The organism is Actinomadura sp. 9N215, from assembly GCF_044326345.1.
Classification (GTDB): domain Bacteria; phylum Actinomycetota; class Actinomycetes; order Streptosporangiales; family Streptosporangiaceae; genus Spirillospora.
On the sequence record NZ_JBIRBA010000075.1, the window covers coordinates 1 to 552 of the forward strand.

The following is a 552-nucleotide window of genomic DNA, read 5'->3' on the forward strand; positions in this document are numbered from 1 at the left end:
CAGGCGCGCAACACCAACCGCAAACTCGCCGACCTCGCCCAGGCCGTCATCGACGACGACCCCGCCGTGGTGAACTCCCTGCGCCCACCCCACGATCCCAGCCGTCGCGCCGACCAGACCTGACCGCAGACGATGACGGGGAAGGTAACGAAAAGCACACGGACGACGGTCGACGGTGGAACCCGACGGTGACGCCGAGCCCGGCGATCACATACCCGGTCACCGCGATGAGCACGTGGAGCAGGCCCAAGCTCCAGCCTCGGGACGGACGGTTCCATGTGCGTTCGGCATGCCGGGCCGTGTGGTGGTCACACTGGGCTGCACAGCGCTTTCAACGCGTCCCCCGGCTCGGTATGCAGGGTGAGGACGTCGTCGATGCCGGTCAGGCGAAGGATGCGGTCGACCCGGCCCGTGGCTCCGGCCAGCTCCAGGACCAGGTGCATGTTCTCAGCATGTTTGGATGCCTTGACCAGGGCAGTGATACCGCTGGCGTCGCAGAACCTGACGCGCGTGAGGTCGATGATCACGCCACTGCTCGGCGCGGCGCCGGCG

General features: G+C 67.8%; 1 protein-coding gene. It reads right to left on the reverse strand.

Annotated elements, in window-relative coordinates; genetic code table 11:
• Positions 1-308 precede the first annotated feature (308 nt).
• Positions 309-552: STAS domain-containing protein (locus tag ACH34T_RS44595; RefSeq protein WP_396027094.1), on the reverse strand; the 244-nt coding region annotated here is incomplete at its 5' end.